Below are 17,131 nucleotides of genomic sequence, written 5' to 3'. Positions count from 1 at the left end.
CTAAAAATGTCCGACCCCCCACGGGGGTGAAGAGCCGGAACCAATAAATAATTGGCACTGACATTCATCGACACACTATTGAGTTCTCAAAGAACACACGCACACACATCCGAACCAGAAAAACTCCAGTGCTTCAGTGAGGCAACTTTTCCAGCCTAGCGCGTCCAGTCGTCCGAAACCAAATCCGAACTATGGTCGAGCCAGTGTGATCGCCAGGCGCTCCTCGTCCTACCTCGTTTCCCAGGCCACGCTGAACCTCTCGGCTCGGCGTCTCGGCTCCGGGTCGGTGTCCGTGTCGCTCTGACCTGGAATAAGTTACGCAGGCACTCGCACCATGTCAAATCCCCAGGTGGATCGGGGTGCGCGGCAACCGAATCGACTAGCGGTGGGTCGGTTCCGCGGCGAACTCCCCGCGGACCCAGGCCGGGACGAACCACCCCGGAGCCTCGGAAACGAAGCGTTCGTGACTCCAGGAGCCGACGCCGGCCGGAACCACGCCCACGATGTCGATACCGGTCACACGCGACAGATCCTCGCGATTGCACTCGGCTGCCAGATCGGGGGCTGCGGGCCACGAGCCGATCACCAGACCGGCGCAGCGGACCTCCGCGGCTTCGAGCGCTCGGATGGTCAGCTCGGTGTGGTTGAGGGTGCCGAGACCCGCTGCAACGACGACCAGAACCGGCGCGCCGAGTTCCTTCGCCAGATCGAGAAGGGTGAACTCGCCCATCCGCACCAGCAGGCCACCGGCGCCTTCGACCAGAGTCGCATCCGAGCCATCGAGATCGCGCACCGCTTCGACCGTCTCGGCGAGGGTCAGCAGGGGTCGTCCGGCACGCCGGGCGGCGGTGTCGGGCGCGAGGGGATCCGGGTACCGGACGAGTTCGCGGGTGACGAGCGGGCAGGCCAGCTGTTCGACAACAGTGAGGTCGCCGGGCTCGCCCGGGACGACTCCGGTCTGGGCGGGTTTGCAGACTGCCACGGATCGCCCTTCGGCGGCGGCGGTCGCGGCCAGCGCGGCGGTGACGACGGTCTTGCCGACATCGGTGGAGGTACCGGTGATGAGCAGCGTGCTCATGCGGAGACCACCTCCGGAGGGCGCGCTCCGCTCACGTCGCGTCCTCGGTCGTTCCGGCGGGCCTCGGCCAGCACGTCGGCGAGGACGGTTGCGACGGTGTCCAGCTCGGCATCGGTCAGGTCCGCGCGGGCGGTGAGCCGCAGCCGGGACGTGCCTTCGGGGACGGTCGGCGGGCGGAAGCAGCCGACATCGAGTCCACGTGCGATGCATGCCTGGGCAGCGTCGTAGGCGACCTGCGCCTTGCCGAGCACGACCGACACCACAGCGGAATCGGGTTCGGACACGCCGGCCACCCGGGCGATGGCGGCGGCATTGCGCAGGACTCGACCGGCCATGCCGGGGTCCCGGCGGAGCAGATCGAGAGCGGCGCGCGCGGCCCCGACAGCCGCGGGGGCGAGACCGGTGTCGAAGATGAAGGTGCGCGCGGCGTCGATCAGGTGGGCGCGCACGCGTTCGGTGCACAACACGACTCCCCCCTGCGCGGCCAGCGCCTTGGACAGAGTCGCGGTCACGATCAGGTCCGGCTCGCCCGCCAGCCCCACCTCGTGGACCAGGCCGCGGCCACCCTCGCCGCGCACACCGAGGCCGTGCGCTTCGTCGGCGATGAGGACCGCGCCGTTGGCCCGAGTGACGCGATGCAGCTCGACGAGCGGGGCGAGGTCGCCGTCGGCGCTGAACACCGAGTCGGTGAGCACCAGTGCTCGTTCCTCGGTGCGGGTCGACAGCAGCCGGTCGACTTCCGCGACATCGCCGTGCGGGGCGATCTCGACTCTGGCGCGAGACAGTCGGCAGGCGTCGACCAGGGAGGCGTGCGAGCCGGCGTCGGACACGATCAGCGATCCGCGTCCGGCCAGCGCGGTGACCACGCCGAGGTTGGCGGCATAGCCGGAGGCGAACACCAGTCCGGCCTCCGTCCCGGTGAACTCGGCGAGTTCGGCCTCGAGCGCGGCGTGATCGGCGGTGGTTCCGGTGACCAGGCGCGAACCCGTCGAGCCCGCGCCCCAACGGCGCACCGCCTCGACCGCGCCCTCGATCACCGCCGGATGCCGAGTGAGGCCGAGGTAGTCGTTGGAGGCCAGGTCGATCGACGGCGACTGCGGCTGCCTGGGCCGCAGTTCGCGGCGCAATCCGGCGCCGACACGCGCCCGCGCCCGCTCGTCCAACCAGCTCAACGGATCGGTAGTCACAGCGCAGCAGCATACTTGAACACCGTTCAGGACGGGCTGACGGTCGGTGCTCAGCCGTTGAACCACTGCGGAGTGTCCAGGCGGAACAGTTCGCCGGGGGCCAGGACACGGAGGTCGTGTTCGAGTGCGGCGAGCCGCTGCGGGCCGAGCGTGCGCGACCAGCGGTCGCGGACGCGGTCGAAGACGCGTGCCGAGCGGTCGAGGGCGTCGTGGGCGCGATCGGTCAATGTGCACACTTTGCGCCGCGCGTCGGCGGGATCGACGCTCAGACGCAGGTAGCCGAGCCGTTCGAGGGTGTCGATGTGCTTGCCCGCGGCTTGTTTGGAGACACCGAGCACGCGACCGAGGTCGGCGGCGGTGCATCCGTTCGGGCCACCCGCACGGGCGATCGCCTGGAAGACGAAGCCGTGCATGGGGCGCATATCGGCGTGGCCGTGTTCGGCGAGGTCGGCGTTCACCTCGTCGATCACCGAACGGAACGCCAGGAGGAATCGCATCGGCAGCTCGTACCCGGTACCGCCGCCCGCCGATCCTCCTTCTCCACCCGATCCCTCCACCACGGGCGCCGCACCGCCCTCGGACCCCGCGGTCGTCACGGCAGTGCGCTCATGCGCACCCTCGGCATCGGCATCGGCCGGAACCACACGCGCCGCCTCGCTGCCGACCGGCCCCGCAGCCGCGGAGGGCCGCCGGGGATGGACGGCCTCATCCTGCTCATCCCTTGACATATTGGACAACCTCGTTGACTATTTCCCTGTCGCCAATTCGACAACCGTGTTGTCCATTGTAACGAGAGGTACCCCATGACCGTCGTCCGCCACACCGAGAACCGCCGCACGGAGACGCCCGGTGGCGTCATGACCACACTGGCCTCGCCCACCCAGGGCGGGGCGAGCGCCGCGCTGTGGCGGGTGGATGTGCCGCCGCACACCTCCGGGCCGGTACACGAATTCGATGTCGAACAGATCTGGACGGTGCTCACCGGTTCGCTGGTGGTCGACCTGGACGGCCACTCGCACGACGCGGCGGAAGGCGACACCATCGTCCTCCCCGCGGGCGCGCGGCGACAGATCAGCAGCGGACCCGAGGGATACGGCGCGATCGTGACCGCGCCGGCGGGCGCTCGAGCGCGGACACCGCAGTCCGACGCACCGATCGTGCCCGCGTGGATCGCGTGATTCCGGCCATCGGCTCCAGCCCGGCGCGGACCGACACCTACGCCTCGTACCCGCGGGGCGATCAGGCGGGAACGGCAGGCACCTTCCGACGGCCGGGTCGGAGCCGGCCCGCCTAGCGGGTCACAGCGTGGGCCACCGAACCGATGGCCGCGGTGATCGCCTCCACATCGGCGGGAGTGCTGATGAACGGTGGCATCGTGTAGACCAGGTTGCGGAACGGGCGCAGCCAGACACCGGATTCGACGGCGGCGGCGGTGGCGACCTTCATGTCGACCGGCTCATCGAGTTCGACCACGCCGATCGCGCCGAGGACGCGCACGTCGGCGACACCGGGCGAGCCCCGCAGCGGATCGAGGCCGGCGCGCAGACCGGATTCGATGTCGCCGACCTCGGTCCGCCAGTCGCGGGAGAGCAGTGTCTCGATGGAGGCGACGGCCACGGCGCAGGCGAGCGGATTACCCATGAAAGTGGGGCCGTGCATGAGACCGCCGTGGGCGGCGCTGATGGTTTCCGCGATCCGGGTCGTGCACAGGGCGGCGGCGAGGGTCAGGTAGCCGCCGGTCAGCGCCTTGCCGACACACATGATGTCGGGGCGGACACCGGCGTGCTCGGCGGCGAACAGTTCCCCGGTGCGGCCGAAGCCGGTGGCGATCTCGTCGAAGACGAGCAGGATGTCGTGCTCGTCGCAGAGTCGGCGTAGGTCGGCGAGGTAGCGAGGGTCGTGGAAGCGCATGCCGCCCGCGCCTTGTACGACCGGCTCCACGATCACGGCGGCGAGTTCGTCGGCGTGCGCGGCGATGGCGGCGGTGAGTTCCTCGACGTAGCCGGGGCGGTGATCGGCGGGCGGCATGCCGACGAACACCTGTGCGGCGAGGACATCAGTCCACAGCGCGTGCATGCCGCCCTCGGGATCACAGACGCTCATCGGGGTGAAGGTGTCGCCGTGGTAGCCGCCGCGCCAGGTCAGCAGCCTGCGCTTGCCGGGTTTGCCGACACTGCGCCAGTACTGCAGGCACATCTTGACCGCCACTTCCACCGAGACCGAGCCGGAGTCGCAGAGGAAGACCTTGTCCAAACCGTCCGGGGTGAGCTCGACGAGCAGTTCGGTCAGGCGAGCGGCCGGTTCGTGGGTGAGGCCCCCGAACATGACGTGACTCATCCGGCGGGCCTGTTCGAGCAGGGCGGCGTCCAGGGCCGGATGACGGTAGCCGTGTACCGCCGCCCACCAGGAACTCATGCCGTCGATCAACTCGCGGCCGTCGGCCAGGGTCAGCCGCACCCCGGACGCGCTCGCCACCACGAGCGGTTCGGTGGCGGCGGGAAAGCCGCCGTAGGGATGCCAGACGTGGGCCGCGTCGATGGCGGTGATCCGCTGCTGGGTCAGTTCCTCTGTGGACAAATCGGTCCTCGCGGGGTGTCGAGCTCACAGGTTCCCGCCCCGAGCGGGGCGACTTGAACAGTGTTCAAGTTAGCAGCACGACACGCGCGAGGGACACCGAGTCCGGTTCCGAGGTGTGACCGATGCACCACGAATCCGATGTGCGCGCGGTTCGGCGCTACTGTCGTGTCCATGGCTCAGCCCGATCCAGCGCCAAGCGATGTGACGCCCCTGGGCACCTGGCCGGGATCGGCGTATCCCCTCGGTGCGACCTATGACGGCGCAGGCACCAATTTCTCGTTGTTCACCGAGGTCGCCGACGCGGTCGAGCTGTGCCTCATCGATCGCGACGGCGCCGAGACCCGCATCGCGCTCGAGGAGGTCGACGGGTACGTCTGGCACGCCTACCTTCCGACGATCGGTCCCGGACAGCGCTACGGATTCCGGGTGCACGGTCCCTGGGATCCCGAGCGCGGATTGCGTTGCGATCCGAGCAAACTGCTGCTCGATCCGTACGGCAAGGCGTTCGACGGCGACTTCGACGGCGATCCGTCGCTGCACACCTACGGCCTGGACTCACTGGGCCACACCATGACCGGCGTGGTCATCAACCCGTTCTTCGATTGGGGCGCCGACCGCCCGCCGAAGCGTCCCTACCACGAGACCGTCATCTACGAAGCCCACGTCAAGGGCATGACGATGACCCATCCGGACGTGCCGGAGGAGCTGCGCGGCACCTACGCGGGCATCGCGCATCCCGCGGTGGTCGAGCATCTGAAGGCGTTGGGCATCACCGCGATCGAACTGATGCCGGTGCACCAGTTCCTGCACGACCGGATGCTGCTGGACCAGGGGCTGCGCAACTACTGGGGCTACAACAGCTTCGGCTATCTCGCCCCGCACAACGAGTACGCCGCCAGCCCCCGCGGCGGCGCCGCGGTCACCGAGTTCAAGGCGATGGTGCGGGCCCTGCACGCCGAGGGCATCGAGGTGATCCTCGACGTGGTCTACAACCACACCGGCGAGGGCAATCACCTGGGCCCGACGATCGCCTTCCGCGGCATCGACAACGCCGCCTACTATCGGCTGCTCGAGGACGATCCGTCGAAGTACCGGGATTACACCGGCACCGGCAACAGTCTCAATGTGCGCCACCCGCACACGCTGCAGCTGATCATGGACTCGCTGCGCTACTGGATCCTGGACATGCACGTCGACGGCTTCCGCTTCGACCTGGCCGCGACCCTGGCGCGCGAATTGCACGACGTCGACAAGCTTTCCACCTTCTTCGATCTGGTGCAGCAGGACCCGGTGGTCAGCCAGGTGAAGCTCATCGCGGAGCCCTGGGACGTCGGCGAGGGCGGGTACCAGGTCGGTAACTTCCCCGGCCTGTGGACCGAATGGAACGGCAAGTACCGCGACACCGTACGGGATTACTGGCGTGGCGAGCCCTCGACGCTGGGCGAGTTCGCCTCCCGGCTGACCGGTTCCTCGGACCTGTACGAGGCGACCGGCCGACGGCCCGGCGCGAGCATCAATTTCATCACGGCCCACGACGGCTTCACCCTGCGCGACCTGGTGTCCTACAACGAGAAGCACAACGAGGCCAACGGCGAGGACAACCGCGACGGTGAGAGCCACAACCGGTCGTGGAACTGCGGTGTCGAAGGCCCGACCGACGATCCGGAGATCCTGGCGCTGCGCGAGCGGCAGTCGCGTAATCTGCTGGCCACCCTGATCCTCAGTCAGGGCACGCCGATGCTCGCGCACGGCGACGAGATGGGACGCACCCAGCAGGGCAACAACAACGTGTACTGCCAGGATTCGCCGCTGGCGTGGATGGACTGGTCACTGGCGCAGACCAATGCCGACCTGCTCGCCTTCACCCGCGCGGTGATCGCGTTGCGCACCGCGCATCCGGTCTTCCGGCGCAGGCGGTTCCTGGAGGGCAGGCCGATCCGGCCCAAGCACATCACCCACGACATCGCCTGGCTGACCCCGGCCGGCGAGGAGATGACCGCGGCGGACTGGGACAGCGGCTTCGGCAAGGCCCTGACGGTGTATCTGAACGGACGCGCCATCCCCGAACCCGGCCCGCGCGGCGAGCGCATCACCGACGATTCGTTCCTGCTGTGCTTCAACGCCCATCACGACCCGCTCGATTTCGCGCTCCCCGGCGCGGAATACGGCCTGCGCTGGGTGGTCGAACTGGACTGCTCGACCCCCGACGGCAGCGGCGGCGAATCCTACGAGGCCTCCTCGACCCTGCCCCTGCCCGGCCGCTGCCTGCTGGTTCTGCGTTGCACCGAACGACTGTGACACTGCCATGACCGTCCCCGAGATCCCCGAAGCCGCCTACCGCGCCGACGCCGTCGTCCCCAAGAGCGCCACCAGGCAGACCCCGGTACGCAGCACCTACCGGCTGCAACTGCGCCCGGACGCGCTGACCTTCGCCGATGCCCGCGCCATCGCGGAATACTTACAGCAACTGGGCATTTCGCACCTGTACCTGTCCCCCATCCTCACCGCGGCGCGCGGTTCCACCCACGGCTACGACGTGACCGACCCGACCACGGTGTCGGCGGCGCTCGGCGGTCCGCTCGGCCTCAAGGCGCTCTCCGACGAGGTGCGCACCCGCGGCATGGGGTTGATCGTGGACCTGGTGCCCAATCACGTCGGCGTCGCCGATCCACGCCAGAATCCCTGGTGGTGGGATGTGCTGCGCAACGGCCGGGAGTCGGCGTTCGCGCGGTTCTTCGACATCGACTGGAGTCCGGGCAACGGCGCGGGCGGGCGGCTGACCCTGCCGGTGCTGGCCAACGAGAACGATCCGGCCGCACTCACCGTGGACCGCACGGGGCCCGAACCCATGCTGGCGCTGCACGATCTGCGGTTCCCGATCGCGCCGGGCACCGACGGCGACAATCCGCTGCGCATCCACGACCGCCAGCACTATCGCCTGGTCAGCTGGAAGGCGGGGGTGTGCACGTATCGCCGGTTCTTCGCGGTCAGCACGCTCGCGGCGCTGCGGCAGGAGGACCGCGAGGTCTTCGACATCACCCACCGCGAGCTCGCGGCCTGGTGCGAGCACGACCTCATCGACGGTGTGCGGGTGGATCATCCGGACGGCCTGTCCGATCCGGCCGAGTACCTGACCAGATTGCGGCAGCTGATCGGGCCGAACCGGCTGCTGCTGGTGGAGAAGATCCTCGCCAACCGGGAGCCGTTGGACCCGACCCTGCCTGTCGACGGCACCACCGGTTACGACGCACTCGCCTGGATCGGCGGTGTGCTCATCGACCCGAAGGGCGAACAGGCGCTGACCGAGCTGTCGCGCCGCTTCGCCGGGCACGGCAGCGACCGGGCCTGGATCGGCGAGACCGAGCATCGCATCAAACGTGCCGTGGCCGAGAGCATTCTGGTGCCCGAACTGCGCAGGCTGGTCGCCGCGATCAAACGCGACGCGGCCGCGGAGTCCTTCGACACCCTGGCGTTGACCAATGCCGTCATCGAGGTACTGGCCTTCATGCCGGTATACCGGGCCGATTACACGCCGCTGGCCGGGATGACCGGCGCGGTCATCGCGGAGGTCGAGCGGCGCAACAGCGAACTGAGCGCCCCGCTGAAGGTGCTCGTGGCCGCGCTCGCGGTCGGCGCGGAGGCGGCCACGCGGTTCGAGCAGGTGTGCGGCGCGATGACCGCGAAAGCGGTGGAGGACACCATGTTCTATCGCGCCGCACGACTGGTGTCGCTGCAGGAGGTGGGCGGGAACCCGGCGCGGTTCGGGCATTCGGTCAACGAATTCCACCTGGCCAATATCGAGCGGGTGCGGCGCTGGCCGGCCGGGATGACGACGCTGTCCACGCACGACACCAAGCGCGGCGAGGATGTGCGGGCGCGCATCGGTGTGCTCTCGCAGGTCGCGGGAACCTGGGCGAAGTCGGTGGAGTCCTGGCTCGAGCAGACGCCGCCACCCGACGGCGCGACCGCGTTGATGTTGCTGCAGAACATGTTCGGGGTGTGGCCGGCCGACGGGCGCCCCGCGTCCTCGGTGCCCGGTCTGCGCGAGCGGCTGCACATGTACGCGACGAAGGCGATCCGCGAGGCCGGTCTGCGCACCTCGTGGGAGGATCCCGACACCGAGTTCGAGACCGCCGTCCACGTGTGGCTGGACGCGGTGATCGACGGAACGGTGGGCGCGCAGCTCAGCGATCTCACCCACGACCTGGCCCAGCACGCCTGGTCGGATTCGCTGGCGCAGAAGCTGCTGCAACTGTGTGGGCCCGGCATTCCCGACGTGTACCAGGGGTGCGAGCTGTGGGAGGACTCGCTGGTCGATCCTGACAACCGCCGTCCGGTCGATTTCCCGGCGCGCACCGGAATGCTGCAATCCCTCACCGGCACACCGGCACTGGACACCTCCGGTGCGGCGAAGATGTGGGTGGTGGCCTACTCGCTGTGGCTGCGCCGGGAACGCCCGGAGTGCTTCGTCGGGGGCACGTATCTGCCGGTGTACGCCACCGGGGAGCAGTCCGAACGAGTGGTCGGCTACGCCCGCGGCCGCGTCGGCGAGCCGCCGGAGGTAGTCGTGCTGGTCACCCGGCACAGCCTCGAACTGGCCGACACCGGGTGGGGCGATACGGCGGTCGATCTGCCGCGAGGCGCGTGGACCGATCGGCTGACCGGCCACACCTTCCAGGGACGCACCCGGATCGAGCAGATCTTCGCGCGCCTGCCCGTCGCCCTGCTCGTGCGCTGAGCCCGCTCGGCATCGCGCCCGGCTCTGCGCCATGCTCGGCACCGTGCCCGGCTCTGCGCTGAGCCATCCTCGTCATCGCGCCCTGCTCGTCGTCGCACCCGGCTCCTCGTTGAGCCCTGCTCGTCATCGAGCGGTGACCGGCGAGCGGGCTGGTCATCTCCGATGCCCGCTCGTACGGTCGACGTTGCCCGGCGCGCGGCTCGGATTCCTCAGGCTGCGTAGGCGAGTTCACCACCTCCCGCCGAGAAGTCTTCCCGGGGCGTCGCTTCCCGTGCCGCGGCGCCGGACATCGTGCGTGATCTGTCGCGACCCCCTGCCGCCGTCCGCACCGGCATCACCGGGAGCCGGCGGAATCGGCTCGACGAGGTGTGCCGGAACGTGCCCACCGAGTGCCACACGCCAACGGAGCAGATTGCGGGGCCGGTAATCCTGGTCCGCGGTGACCGTCGAGGCCAGGCGCACCCCGTGGTCACCTTCGACCACCGGTTTGCGCCAGGAGTCCCAGTAGAAGCGGCTGCGCCGGTTGCGCAGTGCGCGCAGAGTGCGCGCGAGGTTGAGCACCCGGTAGCCGGGGCCGAGCGAATCGTGCAGCATCGAGTGCTCCCGCACCTTCGCGCACTGCCCGGTGAGGCATTCGACGAGGCCGTCGTCGAATGCCAGGCCCTCCGCCCGCGCCTCGGCGACCATCCATCGGAAGGTGGCGTCGGACAGTCCGCACTCCGCGTAGCCGCCGCCGATATCGCTGTGCACTCCGGCGAACCAGACCTGCTTGACGCGCTCACGGTGGCCGCGGCGCTTGATCCGGTGGTGCTTGACCCGCAACGGCACCGGCACCTGCCACAGGCAGGGCTCGAAATTGCGTCTGCGTTCGTCGAGGGCGAGCGCCTGCCGGGCGCACAGCACCCATTGCGAGAGTTCGACGTTGTGGAAGCTGTGCCGCCAGGAGGTGACGCCGGGGACGCCGAGCGCGCCGACGGTATCGAAGACGCCGAGGAAGTCGACCGGAGCCATCCGGCTGTGTGTCCTGCGGAAATCCGACCAATCCTTCGGTGTCGGCGCGGATTTCCAGCGGTTCGGCCGTTTGCCGCCGAGCCTGCGGTACATCCGCAGCGCGGTCGGGTAGTGCCCGCCGATCATCGACTCCGGGCTCATGATTCCGATCAGATCGATGAGCCCGACCAGACTGCGCGCGGTGTAGGCGCCGCGGCTGAAGCCGAAGACGTAGATCTCGTCGCCGGGCTCCCAGTTGACGGCGAGCTGCCAATAGGCGGCGGACAGGTTGGCCTCCAGGCCGAGGCCGAACGCACCGCCGATCAGGCGATCCGCGGTGAATCCGCGGGCGCCGGGGCCGGAGATGTAGATGACCTGCTGACGGATCATCGTGCCGGTCGGGCCAGGGGCCTCCATCCGCACGGTCTGCGCGATCTTCACGATATTGGACACGGTGCTGCTGTTCTCGGCCTTCCACGTACCGTCGCAACACACCACCAGGCGTTTCATGTCCTCCAGTCTCCGTCCGACCGGTGCCGAGATCCCGCGTAGTCCGCTACTCGAATCCCTCGTGTCGCGACGGGTTCCGATCCACCACCGACCCGCACTCGATGCGCGAGCCCGACCGGATACGACCGCCTGGTCCGGCCCGTGGGACGGGCCGGACCAGGCGGTGCGACGCTTCACCCGGCCTTGCGCAGACCCAGATACTGCAGTGCGGCGAATCCGCCCACGACCAGCGCCTGCAATACCGTCCACACCACGCCCACCGCGGTCGCACCGAGCACGCCCACGACGAGAGCCACCACGCTGACCACCGCCCACACGACATTCGCGGCGATCACACCCCGGACCGCGGCGCTGCTGATCCGGACGGGCAGCCCGACCAGCGTCACGAGGACGGCGTAGGCGGTCAGGAAGGCGCCGACCGCGAGCGCGAGTCCGCGGTCGAGTCCGAGCAGCGACTCCAACGGCGCCGACAGTACGAGATAGGCCAGGCCGTTGACGCCGGTGACCAGCGCGTCGGTACGCAATGACAGGCGCAGGAGCCGGTCGCCGGGGCCGACCAGAGCGGACAGCCGGCTCGCGGGAGTGTAGGTGGTCATGGTGGTCTCCTTCTCGACGAACAGGGGTGTGGGTCAGGCGGTGGCGGGGACTTTGTCGAGGAAGCCGTAGACGCGATCGATGCGGCCCTGCGCGAGCACCGCCACGTCGAAACCGACGATCAGCGCCGCACCCTCGGCGGGGCCGAGTTCCCAGGTGAAGCGCACCTGATCGTGGTGGGCGTCGATCGGGCCCGCGAGCCGGAACACCCATCCGGGGAACTGCGACTGCACCGCGGCGATACCCGCGTCGATGGCGTCGCGGCCGGTGACGTCCATCAGCGGGTCGACGTAGCCGGGGTTGTCGGTGAAGACCCGCCCGATGGCCGCCGCACGGGCCGCCGCGTCGGTGGTGTTCCAGATCTCCAGGTATTGCGCGACCAGATCGTTCATGGTGTTCTCCTCGCTTCGGTGGGTACGGAACACACGGTAGGGATCGGGAGGGGGTCGCCGAATCTGTCGCCTATAGGTACTTTTCGGCCGTGCTGAAGCCCGGTTACGGTGAACCGGTGCTGTACGGACGCGAGAGCGAGCAGGCACGCATCGATCAGCTGCTGTGCGATGCGCGGGCCGGGCGCAGCGGGGCGCTGGTGCTGCGCGGTGAACCCGGCGTCGGCAAGACGGCGCTGCTCGACTACGCGGCGGCGCAGGGGCTGGCGACGGTCCGCAGCGCGGGGGTGGAATCGGAGGCCGAACTGCCCTTCGCCGGATTGCATCTGCTGGCGCGCACGGCCGCGCCGCTGATCGAGCGATTGCCCGAGCGGCAGCGGGCGGCGCTGCTCGGCGCGTTCGGCGTCGGTGACAGCGGGCCCGGCGATCGGCTGCTCATCGGACTCGCGGTGCTGTCGCTGCTGGCCGAGGAAGCCGCCGAGCACCCGGTGCTGTGCGTCATCGACGACGCGCACTGGCTCGACCGCGCCACCGCCGAGGCCCTGGTGTTCGCGGCCAGGAGGCTCGATGCCGAGGGGGTGGCGATCCTTTTCGCCGCCCGCACCGGACCGGCGGATTTCCCCGCGGCCGGACTGCCCGAACTCGTCGTCGGACCGTTGCGCCAGGAGTCGGCCGCCGCGCTGCTCGACGCCCTCGAACCCGATCTCGCACCGGGCCTGCGGATGCGCGCGCTGGGTGCGGCGGCGGGAAATCCGCTCGCACTGCGCGAGTTGCCCGCCGTGCTCGCGGCGAGCGCACCGGACGAGGGGCCGAATCCGCTGCCGCTGACGCAACGCCTGCACGTCGCCTTCCACGGTCAGGTGAGCCGGTTGCCCTCGGCGACACGATCATTGCTGCTGGTGGCCGCGGCGGCCGGGACCACCGAGACCGGCCCCGTGCTCACCGCCGCGGCGGAACTCGGGGCCACGCCCGCCGATCTGCGGCCCGCCGAGGAACTCGGCCTGATCGCGGGCGACGGTCGGCATCTGCGGTTGCGGCACCCCTTGCTGCGCTCGGCGATCTATCGCGGCGCGCCGTTGAGCGCACGGCTGGCGGCGCATCGCGCACTCGCCGACACCATGACCGGACCCGATAGAGCCGACCTGCGGGCGTGGCATCTGGCGAGCGCGGCCACCGGCCCCGACGAGCAGATCGCGACCGCGCTGGAGGACACCGCGCAGCGAGCACTCCTGCGCAGCGGTCATCACGGGGCGGTCGCGGCCTATGAACGCGCGGCCACGTTGAGCACCGATCAGCGGGCCCGCGTCCGCAGGCTGGTGCTGGCCGCCGAAACCGCCGCCGACGCGGGGCTTTTCGAGTCCGCCGCGACCATCTCGGCACGGGCGGCCGCGCACACGAGCGACGCGCTGCTGTCGGCGCGGCTGGACCTGGTGCACGGCAGCGCGGAATTCGGCACCGGGCAGCATCTCGCGGCCCATCGCCGACTGCTGGCCGCCGCCGACGCGATCGCGGCCGAACAGCCGTCGCAGGCCGCGCGCATCCTCACCCAGGCGGTGCACGCCGCGTGGTACCTCGGAGAAGCCGAACTCGCGCAGACCCATGCGCGTCTGCGCGCACTGCGACTCGACGACGCGGAGCCGTCCGCGCCGGTCCTGCGCTATGTGCTCGACGGCCTGCACGGCCGGTCCGCCGGTGATCTGCGCGCGGCGGCCGACGCGGTCGGCGATCCGCGCGATCTCGTCCTGCTGTGCGGCGCCGGACTCGTGCCGGGGCAAGACGAGCAGGTCCGCGACCTCGCCGCGGAACTCGTCGCCCGCTGCCGGGAAGAGGGCCGGATCGGGCTGCTGCCACCGCTGCTGTTCTTCCTGGCCGAGGCCGAGACCTTCCTCGGCCGCCCACGCGAGGGATTCGTCCTCGCGACCGAAGGAGCGCGGATCGCCGACGACATCGGTCTACGGCACTGGGTCAGCCAGCTGACGGCGTTTCTCGCCTACCTCGCGGCGCTGGAGGGAGACGTCGAAGGGTGTTCGGCCGCTGTCGCGCGGGCGTCGGCGGAGCAGTTCGGCGGCCCGAGCGCGGCGGGTGCCACCTGGTGCCAGGCCGCACTGGGCATGCTGGCGCTCGGGCTCGGCCGGGTGGACGAGGCGATCGGCCGGTTCACCGCGCTCACCGTCGAACCGGCGCGCCATCAAGTCGTGGGCCTGCGTTCGCTGCCCGACGCGATCGAGGCCGCCGTCCGCCTCGGTGATCGGGAACTCGCCGGTGACGCCATGATCCGGTTGAGCGCGTGGGCGCGAGACTGCGGTCAGCCGTGGGTGCGCGCACTGGAGCAGCGGAGCCGGGCGCTGACCACCGAGGGCCGGGAGGCCGGGGAACTGTACGAGGCCGCGCTCGGCTCACGACCGCGGCCGTTCGAAGAGGGGCGCACCCGCCTGCTGTACGGGGAATGGTTGCGCCGCGCCCGCCGCAAGACCGAGGCGCGGACACAGTTGCGCACTGCGCACGAGATCTTCGCCGGACTGGGTGCGAACCCGTGGGCCGAGCGCGCCGAGGTCGAACTGAGGGCGCTGGGCGACGGCGGCATGTCGCGGCCCGGTTCGGGGCCGTCGGCCGTGCTCACACCGCAGGAGTTGCAGATCGTCCGGCTGGCCGCGCGAGGCATGTCCAATCGAGATATCGCCGCGCACCTGTTCCTGAGTCCGAGGACGGTGGGCCATCACCTGTACAAGGCGTATCCGAAACTCGGCGTCGCCTCCCGCTCGGAACTGGCCGGGCTCACGCTCGACGCGCAGTAGCCGCTCCCGCCTGGGCTCGTTCGCCTCGGCGCTCGATCGGGGCTCGGCACGTTGTCGGGAATTCTCGGCAGGAGTTCGGCACTCGGTCGTAGGTTCAGCGCGCGATTCGGGATTCAGCGTTCGGGCGGGGCGCAGACCCGGGACCCGGCCAGCGCGCAGGCCGCGCGTACCGACGCCACCGCGGCCGCCGCCAGCACCGCCACCTGAGCCGAGCCGGTGACCAGGCCGAGCACCAGCGCGATCGCCAGCCCGGCGACCACGGCCTCGAGCTTGTACACCGGCCACGCGCTGCCCGCGATATCGACGGTGGGATGGTGAACCGTTGCCATGTGTTCAGGGTACGCGCGCGGAAAAGTTCGGTCTACCGAACTCGCGGCGACCGGGAACACCTGTGAGTCCCTGAACGGTTGTCCCAGGCATGCCATTGACCGGAGAGTACGCACCGAGCGCGTTCGACTGGGCGCGCGAGCAGGCCGAGACCTACGAGAATTCGGGAGGGACCGAGGCCACCACTTTGCAGGGCAAGCCGATCATCGTCATGACCAGCAAGGGCGCCAAGACCGGCAAGCTGCGCAAGACGCCGCTCATGCGGGTCGAGCACGGCGGGGAGTACGCGGTCGTCGCCTCGCTGGGCGGGGCCCCGAAGCATCCCGTCTGGTATCACAACCTGAAGGCCGAACCACACGTCGAATTGCGCGACGGCGGAACCGTCGCGGACTACACCGCGCGTGAGGTCACCGGCGAGGAGAAGAAGGTGTGGTGGGAACGGGCCGTCGAGGCCTGGCCCGATTATGCCGAGTACCAGAAGAAGACCTCCCGCGAGATCCCCGTCTTCGTGTTGACACCGCGCTGACCACGGCTGTCGCCGTTGCCACCCGCCGAATACACCGCGATCGGCGGGTGGCAGCATAGTCGGGTGACCAATCCTCTGGAACTCGTCGATTCCCCGTCCTCGTCTCGCGGCGTCCTCAGCGCCGACGAGATCGACGCCGCGGCGAAGCGGATTTCCAGCGTCATCGAGCCCACTCCGCTCCAGTTCAGCCCGCGCCTGTCCGCGGCGACCGGAGCGAAGGTCTACCTCAAGCGCGAAGACCTCACCCCCGTCCGCTCCTACAAGCTGCGCGGCGCCTACAACCTCGTCGTGCAACTCGACGAGCAGGAGCGCGCGGCGGGCGTGGTGACCGCCAGCGCGGGCAACCACGCGCAGGGTGTGGCCTTCGCCTGCCAGGCGATGGGCATCCACGGCCGGATCTACGTGCCGACCACCACCCCGAAACAGAAGCGGGACCGGATCCGGGTGCACGGGGGCGAATTCGTCGAGCTCATCGCCGTCGGCGACACCTACGACGCCGCCGCGGCCGCGGCCGCCGCCGACGTCGAGCGCACCGGGGCGACGATGGTCCCGCCGTTCGACGACGCGCGCACCGCCGCGGGGCAGGGCACCGTCGCCGTGGAGATCCTCGATCAGCTCGAGACGCCACCGGATCTGGTGGTCCTCCCGGTCGGCGGTGGCGGCTGCCTGGCGGGCATCGGCACCTATCTGCGGGAGCGTTCGCCGAAGACAGCCATCCTGGCGGTGGAACCGGCGGGCGCCGCATCCATGTCCGCGGCACTGATCGCGGGCGGGCCGGTGACGCTGCCGGAGATCGATCCGTTCGTCGACGGCGCGGCGGTCCGCCGGATCGGTGATCTGCCCTATGCCGCGGTGACCGGCTTCGGCGGCAGGGTCGTCAGCCACGGGTCGCTGCCACTGCTCACCGCCGTCGAATCTCCACCGGGCACAGGCAGTTTCCGATTGCTCCAGGTCGACGAGGGTGCCATCTGCACGGCCATGCTCGAGCTCTACCAGAACGAGGGCATCATCGCCGAACCGGCGGGGGCACTGGCGACGGCGGCGCTGGCCGAGGTCGATGTCCCGGCGGGCGCGACGGTGGTGTGCCTGGTGTCCGGGGGCAACAACGACGTGTCGCGCTACGGCGAGATCATCGAGCGTTCACTGGTGCACCAGGGTCTCAAGCACTACTTCCTGGTGGACTTCCCGCAGGAACCGGGCGCGCTGCGCCGCTTCCTGGACGAGGTGCTCGGCCCCGACGACGACATCACCCTGTTCGAGTACGTCAAGCGCAACAACAGGGAGACCGGGGCGGCGCTGGTCGGCATCGAACTGGGCTCCGCGGCCGGACTGGGGCCGTTGCTCGAACGCATGGCCGCCTCGCCGCTGCGGTGCGATCGCCTGGAACCCGGTAGCCCCGCCTACCGCTACCTCACCTGAC

14 protein-coding genes are annotated in these 17,131 nt (G+C 69.8%); 6 read left to right on the top strand and 8 right to left on the bottom strand.

Features of this window, described 5'->3' with window-relative positions:
* Positions 1–379: 379 nt before the first annotated feature.
* From bioD to IU449_RS28040, 3 genes are read right to left on the bottom strand one after another with little or no spacing between them, the layout of a single operon-like run.
* On the bottom strand, positions 380–1,078 hold the full coding sequence (bioD, locus tag IU449_RS28050) for a dethiobiotin synthase (RefSeq protein ID WP_195005190.1): 699 nt from the start codon (positions 1,076–1,078) through the stop codon (positions 380–382).
* Positions 1,075–2,265: an 8-amino-7-oxononanoate synthase gene (locus IU449_RS28045; RefSeq protein WP_195005189.1), complete on the bottom strand. Its 1,191-nt coding sequence runs from the start codon at positions 2,263–2,265 to the stop codon at positions 1,075–1,077. The genes bioD and IU449_RS28045 overlap by 4 nt, the downstream gene beginning before the upstream one ends.
* A 50-nt stretch (positions 2,266–2,315) precedes the next feature.
* On the bottom strand, positions 2,316–2,993 hold the full coding sequence (locus IU449_RS28040; RefSeq protein ID WP_228805838.1) for a MarR family winged helix-turn-helix transcriptional regulator: 678 nt from the start codon (positions 2,991–2,993) through the stop codon (positions 2,316–2,318).
* Between the two features lie 75 nt (positions 2,994–3,068).
* On the opposite strand from IU449_RS28040, the gene IU449_RS28035 reads away from it, so the two are divergent.
* The gene (locus IU449_RS28035; RefSeq protein ID WP_195005188.1) at positions 3,069–3,443 is read left to right on the top strand and encodes a cupin domain-containing protein; all 375 of its coding nucleotides are present in this window, start codon (positions 3,069–3,071) and stop codon (positions 3,441–3,443) included.
* Positions 3,444–3,555: 112 nt separating this feature from the next.
* Here the strand turns inward: IU449_RS28035 and IU449_RS28030 are convergent, their stop codons facing one another.
* Positions 3,556–4,842, bottom strand: coding sequence for an adenosylmethionine--8-amino-7-oxononanoate transaminase (locus IU449_RS28030; protein WP_195005187.1), 1,287 nt, complete (start codon positions 4,840–4,842; stop codon positions 3,556–3,558).
* Between the two features lie 171 nt (positions 4,843–5,013).
* On the opposite strand from IU449_RS28030, the gene glgX reads away from it, so the two are divergent.
* Together glgX and treY are read left to right on the top strand one after the other, a co-directional pair.
* Positions 5,014–7,140, top strand: a complete 2,127-nt coding sequence (glgX, locus tag IU449_RS28025) for a glycogen debranching protein GlgX (RefSeq protein WP_195005186.1) — start codon at positions 5,014–5,016, stop codon at positions 7,138–7,140.
* Positions 7,141–7,147: 7 nt separating this feature from the next.
* Complete coding sequence (gene treY / locus IU449_RS28020; protein WP_228805837.1) at positions 7,148–9,580, top strand: malto-oligosyltrehalose synthase; 2,433 nt, start codon at positions 7,148–7,150, stop codon at positions 9,578–9,580.
* 228 nt (positions 9,581–9,808) lie between these two features.
* Here treY and IU449_RS28015 read toward each other — a convergent pair whose 3' ends face one another.
* The 3 genes from IU449_RS28015 to IU449_RS28005 all read right to left on the bottom strand — a co-directional run bounded on the left by IU449_RS28015 (position 9,809) and on the right by IU449_RS28005 (position 12,066).
* On the bottom strand, positions 9,809–11,080 hold the full coding sequence (locus IU449_RS28015; protein ID WP_195005185.1) for a DUF2235 domain-containing protein: 1,272 nt from the start codon (positions 11,078–11,080) through the stop codon (positions 9,809–9,811).
* 173 nt (positions 11,081–11,253) lie between these two features.
* Complete coding sequence (locus tag IU449_RS28010; RefSeq protein WP_195005184.1) at positions 11,254–11,676, bottom strand: hypothetical protein; 423 nt, start codon at positions 11,674–11,676, stop codon at positions 11,254–11,256.
* 33 nt (positions 11,677–11,709) lie between these two features.
* A complete protein-coding gene (locus IU449_RS28005) occupies positions 11,710–12,066 on the bottom strand; it encodes a nuclear transport factor 2 family protein (RefSeq protein WP_195005183.1) in 357 nt (118 codons plus the stop codon).
* An 89-nt stretch (positions 12,067–12,155) separates the two neighbouring features.
* On the opposite strand from IU449_RS28005, the gene IU449_RS28000 reads away from it, so the two are divergent.
* Positions 12,156–14,858: a helix-turn-helix transcriptional regulator gene (locus IU449_RS28000; RefSeq protein WP_324188460.1), complete on the top strand. Its 2,703-nt coding sequence runs from the start codon at positions 12,156–12,158 to the stop codon at positions 14,856–14,858.
* A gap of 113 nt (positions 14,859–14,971) precedes the next feature.
* Here the strand turns inward: IU449_RS28000 and IU449_RS27995 are convergent, their stop codons facing one another.
* Entirely contained in the window at positions 14,972–15,187 is a 216-nt protein-coding gene (locus IU449_RS27995; protein ID WP_195005182.1) for a hypothetical protein, read from the bottom strand.
* Positions 15,188–15,276: 89 nt separating this feature from the next.
* Between IU449_RS27995 and IU449_RS27990 the strand changes: the two genes are divergently transcribed.
* A complete protein-coding gene (locus IU449_RS27990) occupies positions 15,277–15,711 on the top strand; it encodes a nitroreductase family deazaflavin-dependent oxidoreductase (protein WP_195005181.1) in 435 nt (144 codons plus the stop codon).
* Positions 15,712–15,774: 63 nt separating this feature from the next.
* Positions 15,775–17,130 carry a threonine ammonia-lyase IlvA gene (ilvA, locus tag IU449_RS27985; RefSeq protein WP_195005180.1) on the top strand — a complete coding sequence of 452 codons (1,356 nt, stop codon included), beginning with the start codon at positions 15,775–15,777 and terminating at the stop codon, positions 17,128–17,130.
* Position 17,131 lies beyond the last annotated feature (1 nt).

The sequence above is a fragment of the Nocardia higoensis genome (assembly GCF_015477835.1).
GTDB classification, from domain to species: Bacteria; Actinomycetota; Actinomycetes; order Mycobacteriales; family Mycobacteriaceae; genus Nocardia; species Nocardia higoensis_A.
Note: the sequence above shows the minus strand (reverse complement) of the source record. Positions and strands in the feature narration are given on the sequence as shown.

Excerpts from the sequence above, each read along its gene's own strand:
- glgX (WP_195005186.1), top strand. The coding sequence starts at position 5,014 with ATGGCTCAGCCCGATCCAGCGCCAAGCGATGTGACGCCCCTGGGCACC.
- IU449_RS28035 (WP_195005188.1), top strand. The coding sequence starts at position 3,069 with ATGACCGTCGTCCGCCACACCGAGAACCGCCGCACGGAGACGCCCGGT.
- IU449_RS27990 (WP_195005181.1), top strand. The coding sequence starts at position 15,277 with ATGCCATTGACCGGAGAGTACGCACCGAGCGCGTTCGACTGGGCGCGC.
- IU449_RS28015 (WP_195005185.1), bottom strand. The coding sequence starts at position 11,080 with ATGAAACGCCTGGTGGTGTGTTGCGACGGTACGTGGAAGGCCGAGAAC.
- IU449_RS28010 (WP_195005184.1), bottom strand. The coding sequence starts at position 11,676 with ATGACCACCTACACTCCCGCGAGCCGGCTGTCCGCTCTGGTCGGCCCC.
- IU449_RS27995 (WP_195005182.1), bottom strand. The coding sequence starts at position 15,187 with ATGGCAACGGTTCACCATCCCACCGTCGATATCGCGGGCAGCGCGTGG.
- bioD (WP_195005190.1), bottom strand. The coding sequence starts at position 1,078 with ATGAGCACGCTGCTCATCACCGGTACCTCCACCGATGTCGGCAAGACC.
- treY (WP_228805837.1), top strand. The coding sequence starts at position 7,148 with ATGACCGTCCCCGAGATCCCCGAAGCCGCCTACCGCGCCGACGCCGTC.
- IU449_RS28005 (WP_195005183.1), bottom strand. The coding sequence starts at position 12,066 with ATGAACGATCTGGTCGCGCAATACCTGGAGATCTGGAACACCACCGAC.
- IU449_RS28040 (WP_228805838.1), bottom strand. The coding sequence starts at position 2,993 with ATGTCAAGGGATGAGCAGGATGAGGCCGTCCATCCCCGGCGGCCCTCC.